Origin of the sequence: Kitasatospora nipponensis (genome assembly GCF_039528135.1) — a bacterium.
Taxonomy (GTDB): domain Bacteria; phylum Actinomycetota; class Actinomycetes; order Streptomycetales; family Streptomycetaceae; genus Kitasatospora; species Kitasatospora nipponensis.
Map to the genome: position 1 here is coordinate 1 of NZ_BAAALF010000065.1, position 23,809 is coordinate 23,809.

Sequence of the window (23,809 nt, forward strand, 5' to 3'; positions counted from 1 at the left end):
GGGTGGGGGGGCGGGTGGTGGCGGTGGCGGCCGGGCCGGTCGCGGTGGCCGGGCTCGTCGCCTCCCCGCGCGGGGAGGCGAAGTCGCCGACCGGCTGCCCCCGCAGGGCGGCCTTCATGTAGTCCGTCCAGATCTGCGCCGGGTAGCCGCCGCCGTGGACCTGGCCGCCGCCGGCCGTGCCGGACAGCGTGACCTGTCGCCCGGTCCCCGACTCCTCGCCGAACATCGCCACCGCCGTCACCAACTCCGGGGTGTAGCCGACGAACCAGGCCGACCGGTTGCCGTCGGTGGTGCCGGTCTTGCCGGCCGCGGGGCGGCCCAGTTCCCTCGCCCGGTAGCCGGTGCCGCCCGGGTCGGCGACCACGCCGCGGAGCAGGTCGGTGACCTGCCGCGCGGTCTGCGCGCTGACCGCCTGGGCACCCTCTCGCGGGCCCAACGGAACATCGACACCGTTGAGTTGGACGGAGCTCACCAGCCACGGGGTGATCTGCCGCCCGTCGTTGTCGAGCGTCGCGTAGACCCCGGCCATGTCGAGCACGCTGGGCATCGAGACACCGAGCGGCAGCGAGGGTACCGCCTTCAACTCGTTGGTGTCGGCCGGGAGTCCGAGCGCTATCGCGGTCTGCCGGACCTTCTCGAGCCCGGTGTCCTGGGCGAGTTGGGCGAAGGCGCTGTTGACGGACCAGTCGGTGGCCTGGCGCAGGGTGATCTGCCCGTAGTCCCGCTCACCCTCGTTCGGCGGGGCGTAGGGCGCCTTCGCGCTCCCGCCGCGCACCGCACGGCGGTTGCCGCCGTCGTAGGCGGTGTCGGGGGTGACGGGCCGGCCGTCCTGGGTCCGGGCGCCGCTCTCCAGCGCGGCCGCCAGCGCGATCGGCTTGAAGGTCGAACCGGCCTGGTAGTCACGGCGGGTGGCGTTGTTGACGTAGTGCTCGGTCTAGTCGCTGCCGCGATCCGACGAGGCGGGGGGCGGTGACGGTGCCAGCCTGCCGGGGGGATTTCCGCTGCCGGTAGGGACCTTTGTCCCGTTTCTGTCGCTGTGCCGCTTGATCGCCCGGAATGAGGTGATCTGGGGTGGCGTGACGCTCGCCACCGAGTGCCGTGTGCCGCCCTGCGCCGTGCCGCCCCGCGCCCGTCAGGTCGGCTGGGGGGCGCGGGTGAGCGGCAGCCAGAGCCGGACCGCGAACCCGCCGTCGCCGACGGGCTCGGCGCTGATCGTCCCGTTGAGCAGGGCGGCCCGTTCCCGCAGGCCGACCAGGCCGTGGCGGCCACCGGGCAGGACCGGCTGCTCGGGTCCCGTGACGGCCACGCCGTTGCGGACGCAGACCCGCAGGAAGTCGGCCCCGATCTGCACCGTCACCGTGGTCGCCGCTCCGGGCGCGTGCTTGCGCACGTTGGTCAGCGCCTCCTGCACGGTGCGGTACGCCGCGCGCTCCACCGGCTCCGGCAGCACCTGGTCGGTGAGCCCCTCGACCCGCAGCGTCGCGGCCACCTCGGCGGCGGCCACCAGGCGCGGCAGGTCGGCCAGCCGGGGCTGCGGCGCCAGCTCGGTCGGGCCGGCGCCGGCCGCCCGCAGCACCAGGATCATCGACCGCAGCTCCTCCAGGGTGGCCACCGCGAGCCCGCGCAGGGTGGCCGCCACCTCGCGGGTCTGCGGGTCCTTCGTGGTCACCTGCAGCGCGCCGGCCTGGACCGCGATGAGTCCGGCCTGGTGCGAGACCACGTCGTGCATCTCGCGGGCGATCCGGGCCCGCTCCTCGGCGATCACCGTCTTCGCGTACAGCGCCCGCTCGTGGTCGCGCAGCGCGGCCAGCTCGGCGACCCGCTCGGAGAGGTCCTCCCGGGTCTGCTGGAGCAGTCCCAGCACGACCGGCCCGGTGCCCAGCACGGTGGCGTAGATCAGGTGCTGCACGATGTCGCTGGCGCTCTCCTTGCTGAAGTCGCTGATCGGCCAGGGTATGAAGTCGCCGAGCACGACGGCCAGCGCGGCCGTCGTGGTCTGCCAGCGCGGCCGGGCCACCCGGGCCACCGTGTAGGCGGCGACCATGGCGGCGATCAGCGCGCTGCCCGCGTACAGGCCGGGCAGGGTGAGCAGCAGGACGGTGCGCGGATAGCGCCGGCGCAGCAGCAGGACGGCCGCGGCGATCAGCGAGACGGTGAAGTGCCAGTCGCGCGGCGGCGGGAAGTTGAGCAGCGCGTCGAGCGCGGCGGGGACCACCAGGAGGATGTCCACGGCCCAGGCGTGCCAACGCCGCTCCGGGCGCCACACCCAGCCGGCCAGCGCCCGCCAGCGGCGTCCGGTCTTCCTTGCTCTCATCTGTGGTGCACCGATCCTCACGTCCTCACCTCCCCTGCGGCAGTACCGCGCGACGCTACAGCACCTTTCGCACGGACGCGCGAGGAGCCGTCGCGGCAGGTGGGGGTGGTGACCGGAGTGGTGAGGTGCGGGCGCCGGCGGGAGGCTGGAGGGAGCGGGGCCCCGAGTGGGGACAGGCGGTGGTTCGGGTGCGTGGGCTTCGGCGATCGGCGGGCGCGGCGGTGGCAGGGGCGTTCCTGGTGGTTCTGGCATCGGCGGGCTGTGGCTCGCCCGGTTCGGGACCGGCGAGGGCGTCCGGTACGGCTACGGCGACCGTGACGGTCTCTCCGGCTCCGACGACGGCCGTGGGCACGGCTGTCGCCACGGTGACCGTCACCGGCTCGGTGGCCGTCACGGGGGAGCCGTCGGCTGTCGCGAGTCCGGCGGACGACCCGGCGGCGGTGGTCTCCGCCTACTACGCGGCCATCAACGCGCACGACTACGCCAAGGCCTGGGCGCTCGGCGGCCGGAACCTCGGTGGCGGCTACGCCGCCTTCGCCGCGGGCTTCGCCGGTACCGTCCACGACGACCTGCAGATCGTCTCGTCCGCCGGCGGGACGGTCTCGGTGCGGATCGTCTCGACGCTCGGCTCCGGTGCGAACCAGGTCTTCGCGGGGACGTACACCGTGGCCGCGGGCGCCATCACGGGCGCCGACGTGGCGGTGGCGGGGGCCTCGGCGGCCTCCGTCGCACCGGGAGCGACGGGCCTGCCGGTGCCGGGGGAGTTCTGCACACCCGACGGCGCGGTCGGGGTGACCAAGGAGGGGAAGGTCGTGCACTGCACGACCACCGCGACCGACTCCCGCGACCGCTGGCGACACGTCTGAGGGTGCGGGCGGGCCCGAACCCCGGGAACGGCGAAGGCCGCTCTTCCTGGGGAAGAGCGGCCTTCGCCGTACTGCCTTGTTGTGCGCCGCCAGGGACTCGAACCCCGGACCCGCTGATTAAGAGTCAGCTGCTCTAACCAACTGAGCTAGCGGCGCCTGTTCAACGCGGTGAACATTACCTGATCAGAGACGGTGGGTCGAAATCGGGGGAGAGCGGTGCTCGTGACCGAGGGCGGTGATCGCAAACGAGAGCGGTGCTCTCGTTCTGCTGGCGCGGGGCAAGAGGTGGCGTTCGTGGGTTAGTTGGATGGTCATGCGACTGCGCTGACCGGGCGACAAGAATGGTCCAGGGTGGGGCAAAGTGCAGAGAATGGACAGATCGGGCAGGTGCGCGCCGGGGGATGGATGCGCGGTCGGCGCCTGCCTCCCTTCGATCCACCTCATCGGCTCGACCCTCCTGGAGGATGCTGTGCCCGGTCATGGACGCTCGCTGGTCAAGGGCCTCGGCGACGCGCGGTACACCGCTCCCACCCTCGGCTACGCGCTCTTCGCCACCCGGTGGTTGCAGGCGCCGCTCTACTTCGGGCTGGTGCTGGCGCAGGGGCTCTACGTCTACCAGTTCTTCCACGAGCTGTGGCACCTGCTCGCGAAGGTGGTCGGCGGGCACGCGGGGGAGAGCGAGGTGATGCTGGTGGTGCTCAACCTGGTCGACGTGGTGATGATCGCGAACCTGCTCATCATGGTGATCGTCGGCGGCTACGAGACCTTCGTCTCGCGGATCGGCCTGCAGGGCCACCGGGACCAGCCGGAGTGGCTCTCGCACGTGAACTCCAACGTGCTGAAGGTCAAGCTGGCCACCGCGATCGTCGGGATCTCCTCGATCCACCTGCTCCAGATGTTCGTCAGCATCCAGTACACGCCGACCGGTTCGCTGATGTGGGGCACGATCATCCACATGGCGTTCATCGCCTCGGCGTGCATCCTCGCCTACATGGCCGGTCCGATGGAACTCCACGGCGGGGACGCGCTGCCGCACGAGGAGGCCGGGGCGGGCGGCCGGGTGCACCTGCCGGCGCAGGCGACCGGCCCGTCGGTCGGGCCGGGGGCGTCCGGGGACGGTTCCGGCGAGGCGGGGGGCTCGCACGCGTCGGGCGAGACCGTGCTGGTCTGACGCCGGCTGGGGAGCGGGGGCCGGTTCAGCGGGGGACGGTGACCGTGGGGGCGGTGGCCGTGCCGGCGAGGACGCGCAGCAGCAGCCCGTGCAGCTGCTCGCGCTCGCCGGCCGTGAGGGGGGCGAGCAGCTCGTCCTGGACGGCTCGCGCCTCGGCGTCCAGCTCGCCCAGGGCCGTGCGGCCGGCGGGGGTGAGGGTGACCAGGATCCGGCGGCGGTCCGCGGTGTCGCGGGTGCGGTCGACCTGGCCGGCCCGGGCGAGGTCGTCCAGCACCTTGACCACGTCGCTCGGATCGATGGCGAGCCGCTGTGCGAGTTCCCGCTGGACGTGCGGCCCGAAGTCGGCGAGGGCGGCGAGGACCGCCATGTGCCAGAGCCGGAGCTCCCGCTCGGCGAGCCGGGCCCCGAGCCGGCCGCGGGCGGTCTTGCCGGTGCGCGAGAGCAGGTAGGTGGTGAGCGCGAGCAGGCTCGGGGGTGTGGCGTCCATGGTGGCATTGTAGGGTGCCGACCAATAGTAGGTATCAACCCACTAATACTCCCGCTGCCATCCCTGGAGGGACCGTGGACGTGCTCTACCCCCGACTGCTGGTCACCCGCTTCGCCGAGTGCTTCCGCTTCTACGACGCCGTCCTGCCCGAACTGCTCGGCGCGGTACGGATGAAGGGCGACGAGGGCGGCCCGTACGCGAACTGGGACGTCGACGGGCAGGGCGTCCTGGTGCTCTTCGACCGGGCCGCGCTGGCCGCCACCGTCGGTACCGCCGCACTGCCGCCCGCCGCCCCGCCCGCGCAGGACGCCGCGATGCTGGTCTCGCGGGTGCCGGACGTGGCGGCGGCGCTGGCGTTCTGCCTGGCGCACGGCGGCAGCGAGGTGGTCGGGCCCACCGACCGCCCGGACTGGGGCCCGACCCTGCGCACCGCTCACCTGCGCGACCCCGAGGGGACGCTCGTCGAGCTCCAGTCCTACTGAGGGCGCCCTCGCCCGGTGGCCGCGGGGCTCAGGAGGCGGGGGTCTTGGTGCGCAGGATCTCGATGAACGCGCGCAGCCAGCCCGGGTGGTCCGGCCAGGCGCGGGCGGAGACCAGGACGCCGTCCACCACGGCCTCGCCGTCCTGGTAGGTGGCGCCGGCGGCCCGGACGTCCGGTTCCAGGGCCGGGTAGGCGGCGCTCGTGCGGCCGGTCAGCACCCCGGCGGCGGCGGTGATCTGCGGGCCGTGGCAGATCTGCGCGACCGGCTTCTCGGCCTCGAAGAAGTGCCGCACGATCCGCTGCAGCTCGGCGTCGTTGCGCAGGTACTCCGGCGCCCGGCCGCCGGGGATCACCAGGGCCACGTAGTCGGCCGGGTCCACCTCGGCGAAGGCCAGGTCGGCGGGCCAGCTGTAGCCGGGCTTCTCGGTGTAGGTGTCGAAGCCGTCCTCGAAGTCGTGGACCACGAACCGCAGCTTCTTGCGGGACGGCGCCGCGATGTCGACCTGGTAGCCCTCCTCGCGCAGCCGCTGGTAGGGGTAGAGCACCTCCAGCGACTCCGCGGCGTCCCCGGTGACGAGCAGGATCTTCACGGTCATGGCCGGCCTCGATTCCGATCGGTCTCGCGTGGTCAAGTGGGCTGCCGCCGACAATGGGTGACGGATCGACAGCTCCGGGTACAACCTCGCGCACCGGCCCGGCCGGCCGCAACGGGGCGTGCCGGCGCATTCGGGGATGCCTGCCGGCGATCGTGCTCCCGGTGCGGGTTCCCGGTGGCCGCGCGGAGCGGGCGGACGGAGCGGGCAGGCGGAGTGGGCGGGCGGCGGGGCCGGAAACGCCATCGGGTCCCCCCGCCGAAGCGGAGGGACCCGATGGGTACTGCCTATCTGCTGTGCGCCGCCAGGGACTCGAACCCCGGACCCGCTGATTAAGAGTCAGCTGCTCTAACCAACTGAGCTAGCGGCGCGTGCTGACCCGGAGAACATTACACGGCGCGCGGGCAAACGCCGAATCGTCACCAGGTGGACGCGCAGGGTGAGCGGCGCGCCCGGCGAGGTCACGCGTCCGGGTAGTGGCAGGCGGCGGCGTGGTCGGGGCCGCGCTCGGGGCCGGAGCCGGCGGTCGCCGGGGTGAGGGGCGGGGCGGTGGTGTCGCAGCGCGGGCGCTGGGCGGGGGTGAGGCGGGCGTATACCTGGCAGCGGGTGCGGAAGGGGCAGCCGGTGCGGCGCTCGGTGGGGGACGGGGGGTCGCCGGCGAGCAGGATGCGGTCGCGGGTGCGTTCGGCGACCGGGTCGGGCAGCGGGACGGCCGAGAGCAGCGCGCGGGTGTAGGGGTGGCGGGGGGCGGTGAAGACGGCGTCCACCGCGCCCTGCTCGACCGTGCGGCCCAGGTACATCACGCTGACCCGGTCGGCGAGGTGGCGGATCACCGAGAGGTCGTGGGAGACGAAGAGGTAGGCCAGGCCCAGGGTGGCCTTGAGCTGCTGGAGCAGGTTGAGCACCCCGGCCTGGATGGAGACGTCGAGAGCGGACACCGGCTCGTCCAGCACCAGCAGTTGCGGCTCGACCGCCAACGCGCGGGCGATCGACACGCGTTGGCGCTGTCCGCCGGAGAACTCGTGCGGATAGCGGACCGCGTGCACGCTCTCCAGGCCGACCAGGCGCAGGAGTTCGGGGATCCGGCGGGCGATCCGGGCACGGTCGGCGCCCTGCGCCAGCAGCGGCTCGGCGATGATGTCGCCGATCGGCAGCCGCGGGTCCAGGCTGGCCATCGGATCCTGGAAGACGATCTGCAGCTGCGAGCGCAGCCGGTGCCGGGCCTCGCGGGTGAGGGTGGCGGTGTCCTGGCCGAGGAGTTCGATCCGGCCGGACTCGGGTGCGCGCAGGCCCAGCACCTCGAACAGGGTGGTCGACTTGCCCGAGCCCGACTCGCCGACCAGGCCCAGGGTTTCGCCGCGCCGGATGTCCAACTCGACGCCGTCGACGGCGTAGACCTCGCCCACCTTGCGCTTGAAGACGGTGCCCTTGAGGACCGGGAAGGTCTTGGTGAGCCCGGTGACCGCCAGCACGCCGGGCAGGTCGGCGCGCGGACCGGTGGCGGCCGGCGGTGGCAGCTGCGGGACGGGGTAGACCTCGGCGGGCGCGGGCCGGGTGGCGGCGAGCTCGGCCGATCGGACGCAGGCGGCCAGGTGCGCGCGGGGGCAGGACCCGGCGACGCCCGCCGCGGTGGCGCCCGCGCCCGGCGCCGCCGCGCCGGCCGCGCCGGTCAGCGGTGGCTCGGCGGTCCGGCAGCGGTCCTCGACCAGCGGGCAGCGCGGTGCGAAGCGGCACCCCGGCACCGGCGCGTCGGGCGCGGGCGGCTGGCCGGGGATCGGGACCAGCGGCCCGCCGCGGCCGTCCAGCCGCGGGACGGCGCCGATCAGGCCCAGCGTGTAGGGGTGCTGCGGCGCGGCGAAGAGCTCGCGCACGCCGGCCGTCTCGACCACCCGTCCCGCGTACATCACCGCGACCCGGTCGGCCATCTGGGCGATGACGCCGAGGTCGTGGCTGACCAGGACCAGCGCCGCCCCGGTCTCGCGCTGGGCGGTGCGCAGCACGTCGAGCACCTGGGCCTGGATGGTGACGTCCAGCGCGGTGGTCGGCTCGTCGGCGAGCAGGATGTCGGGCTCGTTGGCCACCGCCATCGCGATCATCGCGCGCTGGCGCATGCCGCCGGAGAACTCGTGCGGGAAGCTGTCCAGCGCCCGCCCGGAGTCGGGGATGCCGACCAGGTCGAGCAGTTCGGCGGCGCGGCGGCGGGCGACGGCCCGGTCGACCCGCTGGTGGACCCGCACCGCCTCGGCGATCTGGTCGCCGATCCGGTAGACGGGGGTGAAGGCGGAGAGCGGGTCCTGGAAGACCATGGCGATCCGGTTGCCCCGGATCCGGGTCAACTCCCGTCCGGGCAGGCCGATCAGCTCGCGTCCGTCGAGCGCGACCGAGCCGCTGACCTCGGCGGTGCCGGGCAGCAGGCCCAGCACCGCGAGGGCGGTGACCGACTTGCCGGAGCCGGACTCCCCGACGATGCCGAGCGTCTCGCCCTGGTACAGGGTGAGGTCGACGCCGCGCACGGCGGCCAGCGCCGGGCGCCCGCGCCCGCCGGCGAAGTCCACCCGCAGGTCGCGCACCGCGAGCAGGGGAGCGCCGGACACGCCGCGCGGAGCGGGGACGGCGGGGGATGCGGTGCTGGTCACGCGAGGCCCTTACGACGGAGGCGGGTCATCAGGACGGAGGGCCGGCGCGGGCGGCGGGCGGCGTCGGCGGTCGGGTCCAGCGCGTCGCGCAGCCCGTCGCCGACCAGGTTGACCGCCAGCACGAAGAGCACCAGCAGTCCGGCGGCGAAGTAGAACATCCACGGGTAGGTCGGCGCGGCCTCGGTGCCGTCGGCGATCAGCGTGCCGAGCGAGACGTCCGGTGCCTTGACGCCGAAGCCGAAGTAGGAGAGCGCGGTCTCGCTCATCACGGCCGAGCCGACCGCGATGGTGGCGTCCACGATCAGGTAGGAGGCGGCGTTGGGCAGGATGTGCCGCACGATGATCCGCAGCGGCCGGACCCCCATGAACTGGGCGGCGCGCACGAATTCGCGTTCCTTGAGGGAGATCGTCATCGAGCGCACCACCCGTGCGGTGATCATCCAGTTGAAGGCGGCGAGCAGGATCACGAAGGCGAGCCAGCCGGCGTCCTTGAGGCGGGGCGAGACGATGGTGATGATCAGGAAGCCCGGGAAGACCAGCATCAGGTCGACGAAGAAGATCAGCACCCGGTCGGTCCAGCCGCCGAAGTACCCGGCGCAGGCGCCGACCAGGCCGGCCAGCACGGTCGACAGCAGGGCGACCAGCAGCCCGATGATCAGCGACTTCTGCAGCCCGCGCAGGGTCTGCGCGTAGACGTCCTGACCGAGCCCGCCGGTGCCGAACCAGTGGTCGCCGGAAGGGGGTTCGCGCAGCGCCGAGTAGTCGACGTCGGTGTAGGTCCAGTGCGTGAGGTACGGACCCAGGAAGGCGAGCAGGAAGAGCAGCAGGACGATCGTCGCGCCCGCCAGCACGCCGCGCGAGGCGCGCAGCCGGGTCAGCACCAGACGGCCCCGCCCGGGTGCGACGTCGTCGGTGGACCGGTCGGCCCCGGCGGGCGGGGCCTCGGTGGTGGTCGCCACGTTCTCTCCCATCAGACACGCACCCGCGGGTCGAGGGCGGCGTGCAGCGTGTCGGCCAGGAAGCCGGAGGCCAGCACCGTGACGGCGGTGAAGAGGTTGACCGCCACCACCGCGTTGGTGTCGTTCTCGTGGATGGCGCTGATGAACCACTCGCCCATGCCGTGCCAGCTGAAGATCGTCTCGGTGAAGGTGGCGCCGGTGAAGACGGCCAGGAAGTTGTAGGCGAAGAGCGTCGACATCGGGATGACGGCGGTCCGCAGCCCGTGCCTGACCAGGGCCCGGCGCCGGGTGAGACCCTTGGCCTGGGCGGTGCGCAGGTAGTCCGAACCGAGCACGTCGAGCATCGTGCCGCGTTGGTAACGGCTGTACGTGGCAAGGCCGGTGAGCGCCAGCGAGAGGGTCGGCAGGAGCAGGTGCACGCCCCAGTCGGCGAGGTGGGCGAGGGGTCCGCCGCTCAGTCCGGGGGTCTCGTAGCCGGTGAAGTTGATCAGCTGGTGGCCCGAGGACTGGTTGACGGCGATCGCGCCGTTCTTCAGGAAGAGCGCGAGCAGGAAGACCGGGGTGGACAGCAGGACGTAGGAGAAGACGGTCAACGCCCGGTCGGAGAGCCGGTACTGGCGCACCGCGGCCCAGGCGCCGGCGGCCACCCCGAGCACCATGCCCAGCAGGCTGCCGATCACCAGCAGGCGCAGCGAGACCCAGACCCGGCGCCCGAAGTCGGCGTTGACGGAGGTGTCGTGGATGCTGCGGCCCAGATCGCCGTGGAGCACGCCGTCGGCCCAGTGGCCGAAGCGTTCGACCACCGGGGTGCGGTCGTTGATGCCCAGCGCGGTGAGCTGGCGGTCGACGGCGGCCGCCGCGGGGCGCGGCTGCTTGGCCTCGAAGTAGGCGCGCGGGTCGAGCGCCGCGCTGGAGAGCGCGTAGGCCAGGAAGACCGCGACGACCAGCAGGGCGAGGTAGTAGGCGAGCCGCTTCGCCAGGTAGCGGAGCATCAGCGTCGCCTGCCCGCGGGCCTGGTGCGGCGTGGCAGGTCCGCCGCGCAGGTGCCGTCACGCTTGACTGTCATGACCAGTTGCTTTCGCTCGATGGGTGTTCGAAGCAGCTTCGCGCAGCGGAATTCTGGGCCCGGCCGGTGGGCCGGTCAAGAGTGCGCGCAGGCCTGCTTCCCGTGGTTCGGCAAAGCGGCTGGTCAGAGTCTTGCAGCGAAGTACGGCGGGCACATTGCGGCGATGTTGCGGGGTATGGCGTTTCGATCAGTTCTGAACACCAGCCTCTGGTGGGCGAACTGATCCGCTGTTACCTTCGGCAGGCCGGGCGGCTTTTTGGCTGCCCACGCTCAACTTCAGTGCCCGTGTTCGAGGCCTGCCACACCTGGCGGCCGGCAACTCACCCCGAAACTCTGGAGGGACCCTCCATGGACGCACTCACCCGGCGCCGCCACCAGCTCACCCGCCGGCCCACCAGTGACCGCCCCGCCCACGCCCTGACCCGTTCGCTGGTGCTCGCCACCGCACTGGTGCTCTCGGTCACCGCCTGCAGCTCCAGCACCTCGAAGTCCACCGACGGCGCCACCCGCAGCGCGCAGCCCAGAGCCGACGCGCAGGACATCAACCCGCAGCCACTGGAGCGGGTCAAGGACGGCGGGGAGCTGCGCTCACCGCTCCAGCAGTGGATCACCCAGTGGAACCCGCTGCAGGTGGACGGCACCTACGGCGACTCGGTCGAGATCATGAAGATGATCGAGCCCTCGATCTTCCGGGTGGACGCCACCGGCACCTACCAGCCGGTGCCGGACTTCCTGGTCTCCGCCACCGTGGTCTCCACCGCGCCGCAGGTGGTGCTCTACAAGCTCAACCCCAAGGCCAAGTGGTCGGACGGCAAGCCGCTGAGCTACCTGGACTTCAAGGCGCAGTGGCAGGCGGCCAGCGGGAAGGACACCGCGTTCAACGTGGCCACCACCGCCGGCTACGACCAGATCGGCGACGTCGCGCAGGGGGCGGACGCCAGCGAGGTCAGGGTCACCTTCGACAAGCCGTACGCGGACTGGCAGACGCTCTTCTACCCGCTGCTCCCGGCGGCCGGCATCGGCACCGCGGACGACTTCAACAAGGGCTGGGTGGAGAAGGTCCCGATCACCGGCAACGCCTTCAAGATCGGCGCTCTGGACAAGTCGGCGCAGACGGTCACCGTGGTGCCCGACCCCAACTGGTGGGGCACCAAGCCCAAGTTGGACAAGTTCACCTACCGGGTGCTGTCCAGCTCGGCGATCACCCAGTCGTTCCTCAACAACGAGATCGACTACGCGAGCGCCGGGCGCGCCGACTCCTACAGCCAGCTCAAGGCCGACCCGAACGCGGTGATCCGCTCGGCCAGCCCGTGGGACGAGGTGCACATCGCCTTCGGCTCCAACGGACCGATGGCGGACCAGAAGGTGCGCCAGGCGCTGGAGAAGGCGATCGACCGCCCCTCGCTGATCAAGGTGGTCAACAAGGGCGTCCCGGTGGACTTCCCGCTGCTCGGCAACCACATCCTGATGACCAACCAGGTCGGCTACCAGGACAATTCGGGCCAGTGGGGAAAGCTCGACCTGGCCGGCGCCAAGCAGCTGCTCAGCGACGCGGGTTGGCAGGACGCGGGCGCGGGCCAGCCGCGCACCAAGGACGGCCGGCCGCTGGAACTGCACTTCATCCTGGCGCAGGGCACCTCGCAGCAGTCGGTCGACCTGGCCACCGCCACCCAGAACATGCTGCTGCAGGCTGGCGTGAAGCTGGACATCGACCGGGTGCCGGACAACGACATCAACGAGAAGTACATCAACGTCGGCAAGTTCGACCTGGCGACCTGGCGCAACACCGGCTCGTTCCCGCCCTCGACCACCGTGCCGCTCTTCGAGGAGCCGGTGGGCGACAACGTGTTCGCCAACTACTCGAAGCTGAGCACCCCGGAGATCGACGGCCTGCTCAAGCAGGCCGCGGCCACCCTGGACCCGGTCGCGGCGGCCAAGCTCTACAACCAGGCGGACGCCAAGATCTGGGAGCTGGGCCACAGCCTGGAGATCTACCAGCGCCCGCAGGTGACCGCGTACCGCAAGGGGCTGGCCAACTTCGGCGCCACCGGGCTCGCGGACACCGACTACACGAAGGTCGGCTGGGAGAAGTAGCGGGGACCGGTGTCCGGGCGCGCTGTCGGGCAGCGCGGTGATCACGAGGCCGGGGCGGCTTCGGAGTGGGGGTTTGCCTCCCCCGTCCGTGCCGCGCCGGCCTTGACCTTCCGCGTTGCCCGCAGGACGCCTCTCTCGCTGTTGAACCGAGGGGAATCTATCGGCACGATCGGTGTGCGCGCACGGCGCGACACCCGTGGGCCGGGTGCTGCCCGGGCCGCTGTCACCCGGTTCGCGCACTGGCCCGTCAACTCTCCTTGACCGCGGGGCGGATCGGTTGCGCGGGCCAGGTGACGTCCCGCCGTGCCGTGTGGCTGCGGTGCGTGCGCGGATCACCGCGGGCTGTCACCATCGCGGCAGGGGGCCGCCGGGCCCCGGCCGCGCGCCCACCCAGGAGAGCCGCCCGATGACCGCAGGACCCGTTCGATGACCACCCGACCGCCCGCCGTGGCCGGCGCCCCGCAGGACCCGGTGGTGCGGCCGATGGTGCCGCGCAGCCGCGACGAGCCGCACCGCACCGCCACCCCGCTGGAGCTCTTCTTCGACCTGTGCTTCGTGGTCGCGGTGGCCCAGGCGGGACGGCAGCTGGCGCTGGCGCTGGCCGAGGGGCACCTGCGGGTGGCGCTGGTCGGCTACCTCTTCGCGTTCTTCGCGGTCTGGTGGGCCTGGATGAACTTCACCTGGTTCGCCTCCGCCTACGACTGCGACGACGTGCCCTACCGGCTCGCCACGCTGGTGCAGATCACCGGCGCGCTGATCCTGGCGGCCGGGATCCCGCGGCTCTTCGTGGACCACGACTTCACCCTCGGCGTGCTGGGCTACGTGGTGATGCGGCTGGCGCTGGTCACCCAGTGGGTGCGGGCCGCGCGCGGCGAGAGCGGCCCGGCGCGGCGGATGGCCTACGGCTACGCGGCGGGCATCACGCTGGTGCAGCTCGGGTGGGTGCTGGTGCTGCTGCTGCCGCAGGCGGCGATCCCGTACGTGGTGCCGCTGGGCATCGTCGCGGAGCTGGGCGTGCCCGCGCTCGCCGAGCGCCGGGTGCAGACCAGCTGGCACCCGCACCACATCACCGAGCGGTACGGGCTCTTCACCCTGATCGTGCTCGGCGAGACGGTCTCGGCGGCCACCGTCGCGATGCAGAGCGCGGTGGACGAGCACGAGGCGCTGGGCGAGCTGATCCCGATCGCGATCGGCGGGATCCTGCTCTGCTTCTCGGCCTGGTGGATCTACTTCGCCACGCCCGTGCACCAGCACCTGCGCTCCAACCGGCAGGCCTTCCTCTGGGGCTACGGGCACTATCTGATCTTCGGATCGGCGGCCGCGATCGGTGCGGGCCTGGAGGTCGCGGTGGAGCACGCGGTCGGGCTCTCGCACCTCTCGGACGCGGCGGGGGGCGGCCGCCGCCGCGGGGGCGCCCCCCGCCGTCACCGTGCCGGCCGCGCTCTACCTGGCCACGGTCTGGGCGCTGCACGCGCGGCACAGCAAGACCGGGGCCGCGCAGTGGGTGCTGCCGCTGTCCGCGGTGGCGGTGCTGGCCTGCACGGCGGCGGGGAACGAGGGGACGCTGGCGGCCGGGTTGGTGGCGGCGCTCACGGTGGCGGTGGGGGTCTGGCTGCACGGTCGCGAACAGCGGCAGTCGCGGCTGTAGTGGCAGCAGCGGTAGGCGTGGCAGCCGCGGCAGCCGTGCGGGGCGCGGTCGGGGTGGCCGTCGGTGGGCTGTGCCACGATCGTCGACAGTGCCCGAACCCGCCCTCCCCGAGGATCCGCGCCATGCCCCAGCAGCCCGCCCGTCCGGCCCGCCCCGCCCGCTCCGCGAAGCCCGCCCGGGCGGTGGGGCCCGCCGCGCCCGCGCGGCTCGCCGACCTGCCGTACGCCGAGCTGCTGCAGCCGCACCGCGGAGGGCTGGGCCGCGACACCCGCTACGACACCGTGCACTTCGAGGGCGGCTCCTACCAGGGCGCGCAGGGCGGCAGTTCGGTCTTCCTGGAGTGCGCCTTCAGCGGCGTCTCGGTCACCGAGTCGGCGCTGCGGCAGGCGCGCTTCACGGAGGTGTGGATGGAGCAGTGCCGCTGGGTGGCCACCGACCTGGCCGAGAGCGAGTGGCAGGACGTCACGGTGGTGGCCGGCCTGTTCGCCGGGATCTCGGCCTTCGGCTCCCAGCTACGACGCCTGACGCTGCGTCAGTGCAAGCTGGAGTCGGTCAACCTGCGCGCCGCGGTGCTGCGCGACGTGGTCTTCGAGGACTGCCAGCTGCGGGACGTGGACTTCGGGTCGGGGGCGAAGCTGACCGGTGTCTCGTTCCCCGGCAGCTCGCTGGAGGAGGTGCGGTTCGGCGGCTCGCGGCTGGAGCGGACCGACCTGCGCGGCGCCACCCGGCTGGGGCTGCCGGACGGCCACGAGGGACTGCGCGGCGCGGTGATCTCCTCGCCGCAGCTCTTCGAGCTGGCCCCGCAGTTCGCCCACGCCCTCGGCGTGGTGGTGCAGGACGACTGAGCGGGTCGAGACGATCCGTGGTGGGGGCGGCCGAGCGGGGACGAACGGCTGTCCGGCTGCGCGCAAGCGCCGCGCGGCCCGGAATTCACCGCGTGGAAGCTCGCTGTCCGGGACAAGAACAGTCCGACAAGGGTCGGTGTAGGGCTCTGGCGCGGGCGCGTCCGCTGGGCCAGGATGACGCGCGGCCCATGTTGTACACACAACCCTGAGCGCTCCCCCCATCGCGTGCTCGGGTCGGTGCGGCATGCGGACAGGGCCCTGGAGCGCGTGGCAGCCGCCGTCGCGCCGGCACGCCGCTGGCTGCGGCGACACCCGAGAGGTTGGCGAACCCGATGACTGAGCTGAGCCGCAGGACGTTCATGGCCTTGTCCGCGAGCGCGGCCGCCGCCGGGGCGGTGGCCGGGACCGTCGGCGCCACCACCGTGCCGAGCGCCACGCTCACGCACACGGGCACCCTCACGGACGCCCAGCACATCGTGATCCTGATGCAGGAGAACCGCAGCTTCGACCACTACTTCGGCACCCTGCAGGGCGTGCGCGGCTTCGCCGACCGCAGCGCCATCCAGATCGCCGGCGGCTACAGCGTCTTCAACCAGCCCAACGGCCTCTTCGCGCGCCAGTACCCGTGGGCCTTCAACCCCACCAACTCCGGTGCCACCTCCAGCGCGGAGATCACCGCGCAGTGCAACGGCGACCTCTCGCACGCCTGGTCGGACCAGCACAAGGCGTGGAACACCGGCAAGATGGACTCCTGGGTCTCGGCCAAGGGCACCGTGCGCACGCTCGGCTACCTGCAGCGCTCCGACATCCCCTTCCACTACGCGCTCGCCGACAACTACACGATCTGCGACGCCTACCACTGCTCGGTGTTGAGTGCGACGGGCCCCAACCGCACCTACCACTGGAGCGGGATGATCGACCCCTCCGCCACCGCGGGCGGGCCGGCCTACGACGGCGGCGACGAGTCCGGACTGCACTGGCAGACCTACGCCGAGGCGCTGGAGAACGCCGGCGTGAGCTGGAAGGTCTACCAGAACGCCGCCGACAACTTCGGTGACAACGCGCTCGCCTACTTCAAGCAGTTCTCGGGCGCCCCGGCCGGCAGCGCGCTGGCCGTCAAGGGCATGGGCTCGGTCCCCAAGGTGACCGGGAGGACCCCCGACGACATCGCCGCCGCGATCCGGGCCGACGTCCTGGGCGGCACGCTGCCGCAGGTCTCCTGGATCGTCGCCGACCAGCAGTCCTCGGAGCACCCGTACGCCACCCCCGAGGACGGCGCGCACTTCGTGCACCAGGTGATGGACGCGCTGAACGCGGACGCCAACGTGTTCAACTCCACCATCCTGCTGCTGAACTACGACGAGAACGACGGCTTCTTCGACCACGTCCCGCCGCCGGCCGCGCCCGCCGGCACCGCCGGCGAGTTCTACAGCAACACCAACATCGGCCTCGGCTTCCGCGTCCCGCTGATCGCCATCTCGCCCTGGAGCCGCGGCGGTTGGGTGAACTCGGAGACCCACGACCACACCTCGGTGCTGCGCTTCCTGGAGAAGTGGACCGCGGCCATCGGCAAGCCGGCGACCTGCGTCAACATCAGCGACTGGCGCCGCCGGGTCTGCGGCGACCTGACCGGCATGTTCGACTTCGCCAACCCGGTGTACGGGATGCCGACGCTGCCCGACACCTCGCAGACCATCGGCCTGTCCACCTGCGGCCCGCTGGGCAACCCCTCGCCGACCACCAACGCGCTGCCCGCGCAGGAGCCCGGCACCCGCCCGGCCCGCGCGCTGCCGGTGCAGCCGAACGCCAACCTCGACCACCTGGAGTTCGGCTCCTCGGGCGTCATGAAGGTCTGGCTGAGGATGGAGAACGCCGGCAGCGCGGCGACCCGCTCCGCCCACTTCGCGGCCTACGCCAACGCCTTCCGCAGCGGCGGCCCCTGGCAGTACACGGTGGACGCCGGCGGCAACACCAGCGACTTCTTCAACTGCGGTACCAGCTACGGCAACGGCGCCTACGACCTGAGCGTGGTGGGCCCCAACCGCTTCCTGCGCCGGTTCCAGGGCGACGCCACCAAGGCCGGCAAGAGCCTGCTCTGCACCTCCTCCTACGCGGTGGAGTCGGGCACCGGCAAGCTCGCGCTCTGGTTCAAGCTCACCAACAACGGCACCAGCACGGCGACGTTCACCATCAAGTCGACCAACTACCGCACCGACGGCCCCTGGACGTACACGGTGGCGCCCGGCGCCAGCGTCAGCGACTTCTTCAACGCGGTGGCCTACAACAACGGTTGGTACGACTTCACGGTCACCGTGGACGTGGACAGCACGTGGTCGCAGCGCTTCACCGGCCACCTGGAGAGCGGCGCGCCGAGCATCACGGGCTGACGGACTGACGGACTGACGGTGGTCCGGGTGGTGTGGGCCGGGTCGCGCTCATCGAGGTGTGGTGAGTGCGGCCCGGTGGCCCGGCGCGGGGTGTCGTTCGACTACGGTTGGTCCGCATGACCCACGACGAGACCGAGCTCACCGCCGAGTTGATCCAGGACCTGTTGCGCGACCAGCACCCCGACCTGGCCGACCGTCCCGTACGGCTCGGCGCGCGCGGCTGGGACAACCAGCTGTGGCGGCTCGGCGACGACCTCGCCGTCCGGCTGCCCTGGGCGACGCAGTCCGCCGACGAGCTGCTGCGCAAGGAGCACACCTGGCTGCCCGCTCTCGCCGCGCGGCTTCCCCTGCCAGTTCCCGTTCCGCAGCGGCTCGGTGAGCCCGGTGAGCGGTTTGCGCGCCCCTGGATCGTCACCACCTGGGTGCCGGGCGAGCCCGCCGACCGCGCCCCGGTCACGGACGCCGCGCAGGCGGCCGATGCCCTGGCCGCCTTCCTGACGGCACTTCACCGGCCCGCGCCCGCCGGGGCACCCGCCGGTCGCTTTCGCGGCGGGCCGCTGGCCGAGTACGCCGAGGGCTTCGCCGGGCAGCTCGCCTCGGCCACCGAGATGGGGCTGATCCCGGACCCGGACGCCGTCCGCGCGGTCTGGGAGGACGCCGCGGCCGCGCCGGACTGGGCGGGCCCGGCCCTATGGCTGCACGCCGATCTGCACCCGGCCAACGTGCTGACCGCGGACGGCGCGCTCTGCGGCGTGATCGACTTCGGCGACCTCTGCGCGGGCGACCCGGCCTGTGACCTCGCCGCCCCCTGGATCCTGCTGCCGGACGGCGCCGTCGACCTCTTCCACGCGGCCTACCGGCCGTCCGCGGACGCCGCGACCCTGCGGCGCGCCCGCGGCTGGGCAGTGCTGAAGGCCCTGGCCGGCATCCTGATCGGCGAGGCCGGCGTCCAGGGCCGCCCCGGCGGCAAGGCCAGTTGGGGCCCACCCGGCCAGGCCGCGCTGCGACGCCTCATCGCCACGGCGGGCCGCTGACCGCGCCTCGGTCATTCATTGACGGCTCTGCGCTGCAGGCTGGTTGTCGAGCAGGTCGGCGATCAGGTGAGCCAGCAGCGCCGCGCGGTCGGGCAGGTCGGCGACGGAGACGTACTCGCCCTCGGCGTGCGCCCCGTCGCCGACGGCGCCCAGGCCGTCGAGGGTGGGACAGCCCACCGCCGCGGTGAAGTTCCCGTCGGAGGCGCCGCCGACCACGATGTCGCGCAGCGGTGCCAGGCCCAGCCGCTCGGCCAGGACGCGTGCCCGCTCGAAGAGTTGGGCGCCCGAGGTGGCCGGCAGCGGCGGGCGGTGCGGGCCGCCGGTGACGGCCAGCGAGGTCCCGGGCACCGCGGTCCTCAGGCCGCGCAGCGCGCCGTCCACGCGCTCCGCCTCCTCCCGGCTGGCGACCCGCACGTCCAACTCGGCGTAGGCGTGCGCGGGGACCGTGTTGCCCGCGCTGCCCGCCGCGCTGAGCGTGGGGGTGATGGTGGAGCCGAGGTCGGGCCTGGCCAGGGCGTCGACGGCCAGCAGCAGGTGTGCGAGGGCGAGCAGGGCGTTGGCGCCCTTCTCCGGCTCCAGGCCCGCGTGCGCGGCGCGCCCCGTCACCTCCAGCCGGTACATGCCGGTGCCCTTGCGCCCGGTCTTCAGCGCACCGTGGCCGGAGCCCTCCGGGATCAGCGCGGCGGCCGAGCGGCGGGCGAGCTCCTCGATCAGCGGCCGACTGCTCTGCGAGCCGATCTCCTCGTCGCAGGTCAGCAGGATCTCGACCCCGGAGCGGTCCTCCAACACCGAGACGGCGTGCAGGAGTTGGATGATGCCGGCCTTCATGTCGAAGCAGCCCGGACCGGTGGCGGTACCGGCGGCCCCATCCACCGTGAAGGGCCAGCGGGCGAGCGTGCCCAGCGGCCAGACGGTGTCGAAGTGCCCGATCAGCGCGACGGTGGCGCCACCCGCGCGGGCGGGCCACCGCCAGCGCAGGTGGGTGCGGCCACCGGACTCGACGAACTCGGCCGGCTCGCCGAGGATCTCCTTGCCGAGCTGGGAGAGCACGTGCGCCCCACCGGCACAGGCCGCCAGGTCCTCCGAGGGCGTCTCGACCTCGACCAGCCGGCCGAGCTGCTCCACCATGAGGCCCGTCCTGCCGCGCAGCTCCGTCAGTCGGCCGTCCCGCTCGATCATCTCCACCCCGCCATCATCGCCCACCCGCCGGGCACACCGACCGGTGCCCGTTACCGGGAGGCGAGGAACGCGATCACGCGGTGCGGTGCGTCGCAGAGAGGTCTCTGGACACAATCGGTTTGTCATGCAAACCTTTCGTCCATGACGACTCACCCTGCCCCTTCCGCGGGCGACCCCCACAGTCTGCTGGCCATGAAGCGGGCCCTGGTCCACCACGTCCGTCGTGAGCAGCGCGGGGCCTGGTTCGCCCTGCTCGTCTTCGCCGCGGTGCGGTTCGGCGCGGCGCCGGTGGTCCGCTACGGCCAGGGCGACCACAGCCCCGGCAACCTGCCGCCGGCCATGTGGTACTGGCCGGTGGCGCTGCTGCTCGCCTACGGTGCGATCGGCCGGTTCTACCTGCGGCGTTCCCGCCGGCTGGGCCTGGGGACCCGGGTCGGACCGTACCTGACGGTGGGCATCGTGCTGGTCGTGCTCATCACCGCCTACGTGGTGTGGTCGCTCAGCGGCCCGAGCCTGCTGACCGACATCCACGGCCCGTCGTTCGTCGTGCTCGTGCTCGACCGGGTGGTGAGCCCGGCCGGCACCATCGGCCTGGCGCTGCTGCTGCTCGCCCGGATCGAGCGCAGCTGGCCGCTGTTCGCCGTCACCTGCGGGTACCTGGTCGCCCTGCTCGGTGACGGCGACCTGCCCGACCCCTCGCCGTGGGGCTTCCTGCCGGGCCTGCTGCTCCAGGGGGGCGTGCTGCTGCTCGGCGGAGTCGGGCTCGCCCTGGCGCAGCGGGTCCAGGGGCGGTCCGCCGCATGACCGAACACCCCACCAGCAGCCTCGACGACGTCGTGCACCAACGCGTCCGCCTCGGCATCCTCGCGGTCTCCAAGGAAGCCCGGCGGGTGGAGTTCACGTTCCTGCGCAGCACGCTGGGCCTCACCGCCGGCAACCTCTCCCAGCACCTCGCGGTCCTGGAGAAGGCGGGCCTGGTCACGATCGACAAGGGCTACGAGGGCAAGCGCGCCCGCACCTGGATCCAGCTGACCAAGGCGGGCAAGAAGGCCCTGCACGACGAGATCGCGACGCTGAAGACGCTGATCCACCAGCTCGAAGGCGTCGAGGGCACGGGAGGTCCCGCAGTACCCGCCGGACCCGAGAGGGACGAACGGCGCGAGGGGGACGAACGGCGCGACGGGGAGGCCGGCCCCGGCCCCGCGGCCGCCCCGGCGGCTGGCTGAGTTCCCCGTCCGACCTCGGTGGTCCGAACGGTGCCTGGCAGGCTGCCCCTCACCGTGCCCCTGGCGGGCTTCCCGTCCGCGGGGGCGTGCCGTAGGTCTTGACCGGGCGTGCGGCAAGGGTGGCGCGCCGGGGATTGAGCACCGGGGAGCGGATGTGCGCGCGCACGACCAACAGTCGCAGGGTGGGCCCGACGAGCAGCTGCGGACCGACGGGCGCCGGGCGGCGCAGGAGACCGCCGTGCAGGCCGCCGGGGCCGCCGAGGTGGGAGGCGAGCTGACCGCGCGGATGGTGCTGGCCCTGCAGCGCACCATCGGCAATGCCGCCGTCGCGCCGCTGGTGGAGCAGCGGCGGCGCGCCCACGACCCGTCACGCGGTCGGCCGGACCCGTGCGGTGGGCCGCAGGCGCCGGACCGTCCCGTGCAGCGGTCCGGGGTGCACGAGGTGCTGCGGTCCCCGGGGCAGCCCATGCCCGACGTGCTGCGTTCGGAGATGGAGAGCCGGCTCGGCGCGGACTTCGGCGAGGTGCGGTTGCACGACGACGCGGCGGCCGCGCGCTCGGCGCGGGAGATCGGCGCCCGTGCCTACACCTCGGGCCGGCACGTGGTGATCGGTGCGGGCGGCGCCGACCAGCACACCCTCGCCCACGAACTCACCCACGTCATCCAGCAGCGGCAGGGCTCCGTCGCCGGCACGGACCACGGCGACGGACTGTCCCTCTCGGACCCGGGCGACCGCTTCGAACGGGCGGCGGAGGCGAACGCGGTGCGGGCCATGTCGGGGGAGGTGCCCGCGCGGTCGGCCGTGGCCCCAGCGCAGGGGTCGAGTGGATCGGGCGGGGGTGGCCACGACACCGCGAGGGCCGTCCAGCGGTACGGCGGGCGGCACGGCATGACGGCCGAGACGATGACGAACCCGTACGAGACCTGGACCTACGTCCCGCCGGCCGACAGCCCGTTCCAGGTGCACATCGACGTCGCCCCGGATCCGGCGTTCGCCCCGGTCGCGACGAACGGCCACCAGTACGCGGTCGGTCACGTGAACATCCGCGGTGTGGAGATCGGGACGCAGCGCGGCCCCACCCGCTTCGGAGGGAGCGGGCAGAAGGCCCACACCACCGCGTGGACGCTGACCCGGCAGTCCCTGACCGCGATGGAAGGACGGCCGGCCAGCGTCCTCGTGGGCTACATCGAGGACAGCCTCGCCGCGCTCGCCACAGCGGCGCCCCAGACGGGCGACACCCCCGCCGGCATCTGGAACACGCTGCGGGCGCGGGCCGACACCCTGAGGCAGGACGCCGCCAACCACGCGCGTCCGCTGCACCTGTGGTCGGCCGTCCTGTCGGACCTGCTGGTCGCGTACGTGAAGGCGTACCAGGTCTGCCCGGCCACCACCTACAACAACGGCCATCCGGACGGGGACGGCGAGGCCGACGCCATGAACGCCCTGTGGGGGATCGAGGCCGACACGTCACTGCCCACCAACCTCGGTACCAGGAGGCAGGAGGCGAAGGCGGCGATCAGCCACCTCCAGGACTACCCGCTGAGCCATTCCTCCCTGCCGATCGGCAACCGGGACCTGGCCAACGAGCACTTCTGGCGGACGCTGGCCCATGCCTTCCCCAAGGTGGCCTTCGCGCTGCAGGGCGAGGCGTCCCAGAACAACGTCGACGGCAACCGGCGTTTCAACGCCGGCCCCGCGGCGGGGGTGAACTACGCGGCGATCCGCACGAACATGACCGCCGCTGCGCAGCCCGGCTCCGCGGGCTCCACGGTGGCGGCCAGCGGGACCGCCTTCAAGCTCGCCGCCGGCTCCCTGGACAAGGGCTTCGCCGTCGACCTGCTGGTCAGCCCGCAGACGCGGACCGGGGCGAACTCGGTGGCCTCCCACGCCGCGACGGCGGTCGAGGTCTCCCGGGTGCGGATCAGCCTGCAGGAACGCCCCTACACCCAGTACAAGCCGGACGCCGGGGCGCACCTGTCCTCGTGGAGCCTGCTCGTCACCGCGGTGCGGGCACTGGAGGGAGGGAGCGCCCGCGAGGTCCTGCGCTGGCTGCACACCGGCGTGCGGCGCACCGCGGGCCGTCCGCCCCTGCCCGTCGGACTCGCGAACGACTGGACCCCGCTGCGGCACCAGGTCACCACACTCCTGGCCCACGGGCTCGACGCCACCACCACCCTGACCCCGCACGCCTGGTCGGAGCTGCTGAGCTCGGTGATGCGCGGCTACCTGATGCTGCAGCAGGCCAGCAGCCTGAGCACGGTCGGGACACCCGTCGGGGACTCCCGCCCCGGCTCGAACGGCGAAGGGCCGGCGCTGACGAACCTGCAGCAACTCCAGGCCCAGGTGGTGGCAGGCGCCACCCCGCTCACCCCCGCCGTGCGGGGCCAGGCCGTCACCGACGCCCTCGTGCACTTCGACCACCGGGCGGCCCGCACCAAGATCATTTATTCGTTGATGTTCGAGACCGGCCCCAACACCGTCCCCGAGGCGACAGATGACCTCAGGGAGCACCTGAAGTCGTCCGCCGGGCCCGTGATCAACCTCAAGCGGTCCATCGACGAATGGGTGCGATCCGTCCAGACCGCCTTCCCCGACCTCTTCTGCACCCCCCTCTTCCGCCAGGGGATCTCGGCCAAGCACCTCAGGAAGGCCGTGTTCGACAAGCTCGGCGAGGACCTCACCGCGAACGAGATGAGCCTGGTGGAGCAGAAGACCACGCGCAAGCGGCAGAAGCCCGCCGTCTACGGATGAACTGACAGCTGATCAGAGGGTTGGGGGTGGAGGTGGTGCGGGCGGATCATGAGAGAGCGCTCGCGTGACGA

At 72.7% G+C, this 23,809-nt stretch carries 18 protein-coding genes, 2 tRNA genes and 1 pseudogene; 11 read left to right on the top strand and 10 right to left on the bottom strand.

Going from position 1 to position 23,809, the window contains the following annotated elements; genetic code table 11:
- The coding region (locus ABD323_RS19190) for a penicillin-binding transpeptidase domain-containing protein (protein WP_344442967.1) at nucleotides 1–871 on the bottom strand (871 nt) is incomplete at its 3' end.
- Between the two features lie 261 nt (nucleotides 872–1,132).
- Complete coding sequence (locus tag ABD323_RS19195) at nucleotides 1,133–2,314, bottom strand: sensor histidine kinase (RefSeq protein WP_344442934.1); 1,182 nt, start codon at nucleotides 2,312–2,314, stop codon at nucleotides 1,133–1,135.
- A gap of 344 nt (nucleotides 2,315–2,658) precedes the next feature.
- On the opposite strand from ABD323_RS19195, the gene ABD323_RS19200 reads away from it, so the two are divergent.
- A complete protein-coding gene (locus ABD323_RS19200) occupies nucleotides 2,659–3,180 on the top strand; it encodes a hypothetical protein (protein WP_344442935.1) in 522 nt (173 codons plus the stop codon).
- A gap of 82 nt (nucleotides 3,181–3,262) precedes the next feature.
- Here the strand turns inward: ABD323_RS19200 and ABD323_RS19205 are convergent.
- Nucleotides 3,263–3,336, bottom strand: a tRNA-Lys gene (locus tag ABD323_RS19205).
- A 313-nt stretch (nucleotides 3,337–3,649) separates the two neighbouring features.
- Between ABD323_RS19205 and ABD323_RS19210 the strand changes: the two genes are divergently transcribed.
- On the top strand, nucleotides 3,650–4,351 hold the full coding sequence (locus ABD323_RS19210; protein WP_344442936.1) for a TIGR00645 family protein: 702 nt from the start codon (nucleotides 3,650–3,652) through the stop codon (nucleotides 4,349–4,351).
- Between the two features lie 25 nt (nucleotides 4,352–4,376).
- Here ABD323_RS19210 and ABD323_RS19215 read toward each other — a convergent pair whose 3' ends face one another.
- Nucleotides 4,377–4,838, bottom strand: coding sequence for a MarR family winged helix-turn-helix transcriptional regulator (locus tag ABD323_RS19215; protein ID WP_344442937.1), 462 nt, complete (start codon nucleotides 4,836–4,838; stop codon nucleotides 4,377–4,379).
- Between the two features lie 74 nt (nucleotides 4,839–4,912).
- On the opposite strand from ABD323_RS19215, the gene ABD323_RS19220 reads away from it, so the two are divergent.
- On the top strand, nucleotides 4,913–5,320 hold the full coding sequence (locus ABD323_RS19220; RefSeq protein ID WP_344442938.1) for a VOC family protein: 408 nt from the start codon (nucleotides 4,913–4,915) through the stop codon (nucleotides 5,318–5,320).
- A 28-nt stretch (nucleotides 5,321–5,348) separates the two neighbouring features.
- Here ABD323_RS19220 and ABD323_RS19225 read toward each other — a convergent pair whose 3' ends face one another.
- From ABD323_RS19225 to ABD323_RS19245, 5 genes are all read right to left on the bottom strand, one after another.
- Complete coding sequence (locus ABD323_RS19225; RefSeq protein WP_344442939.1) at nucleotides 5,349–5,915, bottom strand: DJ-1/PfpI family protein; 567 nt, start codon at nucleotides 5,913–5,915, stop codon at nucleotides 5,349–5,351.
- A 294-nt stretch (nucleotides 5,916–6,209) separates the two neighbouring features.
- Nucleotides 6,210–6,283: transfer RNA gene (locus tag ABD323_RS19230), tRNA-Lys, on the bottom strand.
- A gap of 90 nt (nucleotides 6,284–6,373) precedes the next feature.
- Nucleotides 6,374–8,548, bottom strand: a complete 2,175-nt coding sequence (locus ABD323_RS19235) for a dipeptide ABC transporter ATP-binding protein (protein WP_344442940.1) — start codon at nucleotides 8,546–8,548, stop codon at nucleotides 6,374–6,376.
- Complete coding sequence (locus ABD323_RS19240; protein WP_344442942.1) at nucleotides 8,545–9,519, bottom strand: ABC transporter permease; 975 nt, start codon at nucleotides 9,517–9,519, stop codon at nucleotides 8,545–8,547. Before ABD323_RS19240 ends, ABD323_RS19235 begins: the two co-directional genes overlap by 4 nt.
- The gene (locus tag ABD323_RS19245) at nucleotides 9,519–10,499 is read right to left on the bottom strand and encodes an ABC transporter permease (RefSeq protein ID WP_344442943.1); all 981 of its coding nucleotides are present in this window, start codon (nucleotides 10,497–10,499) and stop codon (nucleotides 9,519–9,521) included. The genes ABD323_RS19240 and ABD323_RS19245 overlap by 1 nt, the downstream gene beginning before the upstream one ends.
- A gap of 422 nt (nucleotides 10,500–10,921) precedes the next feature.
- Here ABD323_RS19245 and ABD323_RS19250 point away from each other — a divergent pair, with 422 nt between their 5' ends.
- From ABD323_RS19250 to ABD323_RS19270, 5 genes and pseudogenes are all read left to right on the top strand, one after another.
- Nucleotides 10,922–12,667, top strand: coding sequence for an ABC transporter family substrate-binding protein (locus ABD323_RS19250; RefSeq protein WP_344442944.1), 1,746 nt, complete (start codon nucleotides 10,922–10,924; stop codon nucleotides 12,665–12,667).
- A gap of 426 nt (nucleotides 12,668–13,093) precedes the next feature.
- Nucleotides 13,094–14,315 (top strand): annotated as a pseudogene (locus ABD323_RS19255) (low temperature requirement protein A).
- A 407-nt stretch (nucleotides 14,316–14,722) separates the two neighbouring features.
- Entirely contained in the window at nucleotides 14,723–15,160 is a 438-nt protein-coding gene (locus tag ABD323_RS19260) for a pentapeptide repeat-containing protein (RefSeq protein WP_344442968.1), read from the top strand.
- A gap of 332 nt (nucleotides 15,161–15,492) precedes the next feature.
- Complete coding sequence (locus ABD323_RS19265) at nucleotides 15,493–17,547, top strand: phosphocholine-specific phospholipase C (protein WP_344442945.1); 2,055 nt, start codon at nucleotides 15,493–15,495, stop codon at nucleotides 17,545–17,547.
- Between the two features lie 116 nt (nucleotides 17,548–17,663).
- Nucleotides 17,664–18,581: an aminoglycoside phosphotransferase family protein gene (locus ABD323_RS19270; RefSeq protein ID WP_344442946.1), complete on the top strand. Its 918-nt coding sequence runs from the start codon at nucleotides 17,664–17,666 to the stop codon at nucleotides 18,579–18,581.
- Between the two features lie 15 nt (nucleotides 18,582–18,596).
- On the opposite strand, the gene ABD323_RS19275 is transcribed toward ABD323_RS19270, so the two are convergent.
- Entirely contained in the window at nucleotides 18,597–19,760 is a 1,164-nt protein-coding gene (locus ABD323_RS19275) for a M20/M25/M40 family metallo-hydrolase (RefSeq protein ID WP_344442969.1), read from the bottom strand.
- A 141-nt stretch (nucleotides 19,761–19,901) separates the two neighbouring features.
- On the opposite strand from ABD323_RS19275, the gene ABD323_RS19280 reads away from it, so the two are divergent.
- The 3 genes from ABD323_RS19280 (at nucleotide 19,902) to ABD323_RS46050 (ending at nucleotide 23,738) form a co-directional block, all read left to right on the top strand.
- Nucleotides 19,902–20,564 (top strand): hypothetical protein, encoded by a 663-nt coding sequence (locus ABD323_RS19280; RefSeq protein ID WP_344442947.1) that lies wholly within the window; start codon nucleotides 19,902–19,904, stop codon nucleotides 20,562–20,564.
- Complete coding sequence (locus ABD323_RS19285; RefSeq protein WP_344442948.1) at nucleotides 20,561–20,986, top strand: transcriptional regulator; 426 nt, start codon at nucleotides 20,561–20,563, stop codon at nucleotides 20,984–20,986. Before ABD323_RS19280 ends, ABD323_RS19285 begins: the two co-directional genes overlap by 4 nt.
- 154 nt (nucleotides 20,987–21,140) lie before the next feature.
- Nucleotides 21,141–23,738 (top strand): eCIS core domain-containing protein, encoded by a 2,598-nt coding sequence (locus ABD323_RS46050; protein WP_425556065.1) that lies wholly within the window; start codon nucleotides 21,141–21,143, stop codon nucleotides 23,736–23,738.
- Nucleotides 23,739–23,809 lie beyond the last annotated feature (71 nt).